Origin of the sequence: Desulfosarcina sp. (genome assembly GCF_041551955.1) — a bacterium.
Taxonomy (GTDB): Bacteria; Desulfobacterota; Desulfobacteria; order Desulfobacterales; family Desulfosarcinaceae; genus Desulfosarcina.
In genome coordinates this window covers 1-5,325 of the sequence record NZ_JBFELV010000360.1, presented here as the reverse complement: position 1 = coordinate 5,325, position 5,325 = coordinate 1, and the positions used below count along the sequence as shown (strand labels likewise).

Below are 5,325 nucleotides of genomic sequence, written 5' to 3'. Positions count from 1 at the left end.
GGATGTTGCCCACCACGGCATCCACCGCTTGGGTGTGGTCTGCGGCTGTTGCCAGCGGTCGGCATCAGGAACCAGTCGATTTAGCCGAGGAGAGCACTTCAAAAAACAGAAAGCATTAGGAACGAATGAAATCATGTTGAAACTGAGGAAACAGAGCGATTTCAATAGGATCTTTCTAACACGATCATATTTTCAGGATTAACAGATTTGATCGACGATCTTACTATGTAGATGTCGTATTCGTATACTGAGAATTCGGCATACATGCATCGCGATCTGGGGATATTCGCGTACAATATCCTGGAGTTCCACTTTGTGCAGAGTCAAAAACCGGGACTTCTTTTTTGTCCGGATGGTTGCCGACCTGCGATCATCACCGAACAAAGCCATTTCACCGAAGTAGTCTCCGGCACCAATACTGTCCAGTTCGATCTCTTTTTCCAGTTTGCGGCCTTTGATCACGGCTACATCACCTTCCAACACCAGATAAAGCGTGTCACCCCGTTCACCTTCCATGAACACCTGCCTACCTGCGTCAACGGTCACCTCTTTGGTTACCGTGGCCAAGCTGGCCAACTCGTTGACAGACAGATCGGCGAAAATTTCAATCCCTTTAAGGTGCATGATCTTATCAGTCAGTGGAATCGAACCTGTCGTTTCCATTTCATTCTCCTCTCCGGATCGGTGGTCAGACCTCTTTCCCATTAACTGTCTGGCCAGCAGCGCCACATGTGGGTTGGAATCCCCAGCCAAGATCTCAATTCGGGTAGCGGTTTTCGGTGAGATCTTTAGTTTTCGCATCATGGTGAGCGTCAGCGCCAAAGTCACCCAGTTTCTACTCTTCAGCAGGCTCTCGAAAAGAGCCAGCTTAGATTGTTCCTCCACATCGTCGGGGAATAGCCGCCTGCCGGCAGCTATACGTTCGGCTGGATCGGTGTGTTCCAACAAAGGCATTAGATAACCGACGATGCTTTTATCCAGAATGTCATCCATCGCCTCAAGGCTGTTCGCCCGCTGGCGTTGATCGGTAGAGAAGATGCCTTGTGCAAGCTGGTTCATCTGGCCTGAACGGTCTTGTGTCGCCAGCACCCGTATGGTCGTCTGAAGGGTAAACCAGACCCGTTCGTCCAGATGGAGAGCCAACAACTCATTCAGGGCTTCATCGGAGAGCTGCCTGATCCCCTTGGCCTCAGCGGTCAGTTGATAGCAGGTCCGGGCTTGAAGCTGGACAAAGCGAAAGACGTCCAAATCTTTGATGGCCATATCCTTCAGCAGGTCAAAAAGGGATTCTCTCACCTTTTTCTGTGGCAGTGATAGAGATTTTATCAACCGCAGATTGTTCTGGTAGTCAGCGGACTTAATTTTTTCACGGGCAACCTTGACAATATCCTCAGATTCATCCCCCAGTAGCGCAATCACGTTTTTCAGGGAGGCCTCATCTTCGATCAGGTAAACCTCTAGCACGGTACGCCGCATCCGCGGATCGGGGTCCCATAACCGATGCACCAATAGGGGATTGAGTCCGCTCACATGGATGGAGCGGAGACTGTTCAAGATCAGAAGCAACATGGCATCATCATCGCGGCTCCTCAATAGCGTCTTCAACTGCTCAGCAAAACGCATATCCCGGCATACCCCGGCAGCGATGACACCCGCGCTGCATGTGCCGGCATCTTCAGATACCAACCACGTCTCGATAAGCGGGCCGAACCGGGCCGGTTCCAAGGTGTAGAGAGAGCCTACTGCACGGGCCTTGATTTCTATGGGAAGAGACGATTCGAAAATGCGCCGGTTAAAAGGGGCAAACGTTTTAGGTGAAATTCGGTGGCCGGCCTCGATCAAGGCCGCGGCCAGATCAGGCTCTCCTGTCCCAATCAGTTCGTTGAACACCTCAACAGCCACCGGCCCCGCCTGATTGGAGAGCAGTTCGATAAGTCCAATACGGGTTTGCATATCTTGCTCTTCGCGTAAGGTCGCGATGAGGTGGGTGTCAAAATTCGGGATTGAGATGGATCGTAGCAGTCGGCCGTGCCACAGGCGGTTTTCTCCCGATGCTTGATGGAATCGCTGGACAAAGTTTTCTTGAATTTGTTTATCCCGAAACACCTGGCTCAGTTCACTGGCATCCAGGGAGCGGAAATCGATTCTGTTATCGGAAACCAGGCCTAATAGGATTCCGGCATATTGGCGCTTGAGGACATAGATAGCAACAACCCAGGCGAGGACAAAAGGCATCGCCACCAGGGAAAGGTAGCGCGGGTGGAACAGGTCACTCGAAAGTAAAATGAAGCCGGATCCTAAAAACAGGCCGATACGAACAACCGTACCCCGCAGAAAAGGCCGGATCATGGCCCGGTAGGATTCCGGGAACAGGCCAGTCACTACCGCCATAGCCGGGATATTAATGGTGGTACGGATGATGTTGGCGGACATGCGAGCATACATGGCTGCAACGGCATCAAACCGAAAAAGGAAGGCAAAAAACACCAGCAGATAGTTGAAGGGGTGGAACATCAGGGCCACTGGCAACCCGAATCGGTCATAGAGTTTACCCATGAAGAGCAGGATCACTAGACTGACAATGTTCAGCACACCCCTAAAATAGCCGAAAAATTCGATCAAACTTGCTTCTGTGGCAAACTGTTCATTTACAGCATAGTTGAACTGGTAGTTCATTATAGGAATCACCACGTTGGCCATGAAGGCGACTACCACTAATATTTTCACCAAAACTGAAGATTTCAATAGTGGTAGAACCGTTTTAAATTCCTCGATTAGGGAGCGGTGTGTGTGTTTTTCACTCGCTGTGGTTTGTTGGAACAGCAGCGTGGGGAAACGTCGTCCCATGGCGTGTACGACCCAGGCTCCGATCAAAACGGTACCCATGTATACCAAAAGCAGGTTGTCCAAGTTTATCCAGCGCGTCACCACAGGGGTTGCAAAACTACTCAAGATTTGTCCGATAACCCCGCCTGCGGTGATCAGCGGGAAGAGCCGCTTGGACTGTCGCGTGTTGAATAGATCGTTGGCCAGGTTCCAGAACAGCAGCGCTAAGAGGACCTCGTACTGGGATTTGAGCATGAACAAAGCAGGATATACCAGATCAATCCCAAAGGGAATAACCGCCCAAATCCCAGCGACAGACAGTCCGCAAAAAATGAAAAGCCGAGCCATGAGCCTGGCGCCGGGCAGACGGGTCATGAACCCGGTCATGACCCCCATAACAAAGAAGGTTAACACCGCGTTGATCATGTTCACGAGGGGCATGTACTCGACACCATAGCGTTTCAGGAAGGCTGTTTCAGCGTAGTTGTTCAGGAAAATCCCGGAACTGCGAACCAGGAACAGCAAGGCAACCGTCCAGAGGAGCAGCTCAATCTCCTCATCATAGATGTTAAACAAGCGGCCTATTGTTCCATGAATTGCCAATGTGTGTAATCCCTTTCAGCGCCTTGTGCCCGGGGTGAGCATGGCGAAAACAAAATATGCTCATTAGGCTGAAGCCAGGTTATGGGGACTGATCGGCTTTCTCTGGCAGGCCAGGGGGGACCATAACGAGTCGAAAACCAGTGTTTTGTAACCGGCTCATGGGGTGGCCGTGGGCGCGGTTGGCACTGCGGATTGAATAGCCCGGTCCGAACCAACTGCCTCCGCGGCGCACCCGATGATGCCCAGAGTGAGTTTCGCGAGGATCTACGACCGGGGAAGCATGATAGCGGCTGAAAAGATCCACGCACCACTCCCACACATTCCCGTGCATGTCGTATAGCCCCCATGCATTGGGAAGATAGCTCTTCACCGGCGCAGGTTGCCCGGGTTCCAGCCCTGCAACGACGTTAGCGGAGACACAATGATCATATTTCTTGGGGTTGTTAGCAAACATAGCTTGGGAACACTCAATCTGGTCCCCCCAAAAATAAGCTGTTGCAGCACCCGCCCGGGCAGCGTACTCCCATTGCGCTTCGGTCGGCAGCATATAACGATCACCCGTGATCTGATTAAGTTTATCTATGAATTTAATACAATCATGCCAGGAAACCTTGACCACCGGCACATCTCCTTTCCCTTTTTTTCGACCAATGAACCGCTTACCCATTACTGTCTGCCACTGTTCAACTGTGACCTCGGAGGTCTGCATATAAAACGGACGACTGATAGTCACTGGATGCTGAAGTTCTGAGACGTCTCGATGTGCTTCCTCAGCAGGGCTGCCCATGACAAATGTACCGGGAGGAATGAGGACAAACTCCATACCGATAGTGTTCACAACCCTGATTTCCATCTTTTCGGACGCAATTGCCGGCAGCGTACTGATCAAAAACAAACAGACTAAAAAAAGCCCTTTAATATTTGTTTTTAAGGAGCCGATCATCGTAATGATAAATCCCGACAGGAAGGTTTTTAAGCTCACAGCTATACATCGGGGTTTAACCATCAAGTCCTGTCTTATTGATATTGGAATAACATGGTAAATCTGCATCGTTTATCCTATATATCGTTATTATACCGTACACTGTCTTAAATTTTTAATGGTTGCATCTCAAAAATAAATAGAGGCTGGCACCCAAAAGTATATTATATAATAGACTTTTATTGAGTGCCTAACTTCACAAGACTGTTTTTCCGTATCGAGAATAATATGTTGAAAAATTCTTCTAAATGTTACAGTTTGAATGTGCCGTTCCCATTTTTATGTTATTGAGTTAAAACATAATAGTATATTGCTCCTAAACAACATTAACCAAAGATCCATTGACCATTTCTTTTAGGTATTGCAGTGCAATATTTTCATCGGTCGTAAATTCAATGATATCCTTGAAGTTAAATTTCTTGTCTTTAAAGATATTTATCATATCAGACAATTTTTTATCTATAATGACTTGGTGACGTCGTGACGCAGACATATTAACGACGAAATAGCCATCGTTATTGTTAGTATTTAAATTGACCATTTGTTGTAACGATAGTCTATCGAAAATAAAGTATATGTCTTCCAAATAAGCACCGGTCCGAGCAGTTAGAATTAGATTACGATATCCATTAAAACGTATTTGAGATCGTAATTCCTGATTCAATTGTTCATAGAGTTTAAGAATTTCATGCTTTTCCTCACTTGTCATTCCATTTGGGTCATAAAAATTGATTGACGATATTCGCCCATGAGAATTAAATTTGTTTGCTTTACCATCTTCATTTATTATTATACCATATTTTTGTGGGTTTTTACCCATTTCAGATGTATTGGTTAAAGTGAAAATGCTACATTTGAATTGATTGAAAATATCTGTATATTCCTTGCAGAACTCTAAGGTTTCCATTTCTTGC

At 47.6% G+C, this 5,325-nt stretch carries 3 protein-coding genes; all 3 read right to left on the bottom strand.

The features are described from left to right. Positions 1 to 198: 198 nt before the first annotated feature. On the bottom strand, positions 199 to 3,402 hold the full coding sequence (locus ABYV26_RS20065; RefSeq protein ID WP_372683140.1) for an Npt1/Npt2 family nucleotide transporter: 3,204 nt from the start codon (positions 3,400 to 3,402) through the stop codon (positions 199 to 201). 106 nt (positions 3,403 to 3,508) lie between these two features. Then, positions 3,509 to 4,480 (bottom strand): formylglycine-generating enzyme family protein, encoded by a 972-nt coding sequence (locus ABYV26_RS20060; RefSeq protein ID WP_372683139.1) that lies wholly within the window; start codon positions 4,478 to 4,480, stop codon positions 3,509 to 3,511. Between the two features lie 247 nt (positions 4,481 to 4,727). After that, the coding region (locus ABYV26_RS20055) for a hypothetical protein (protein WP_372683138.1) at positions 4,728 to 5,325 on the bottom strand (598 nt) is incomplete at its 5' end.

Excerpts from the sequence above, each read along its gene's own strand:
- ABYV26_RS20060 (WP_372683139.1), bottom strand. The coding sequence starts at position 4,480 with ATGCAGATTTACCATGTTATTCCAATATCAATAAGACAGGACTTGATG.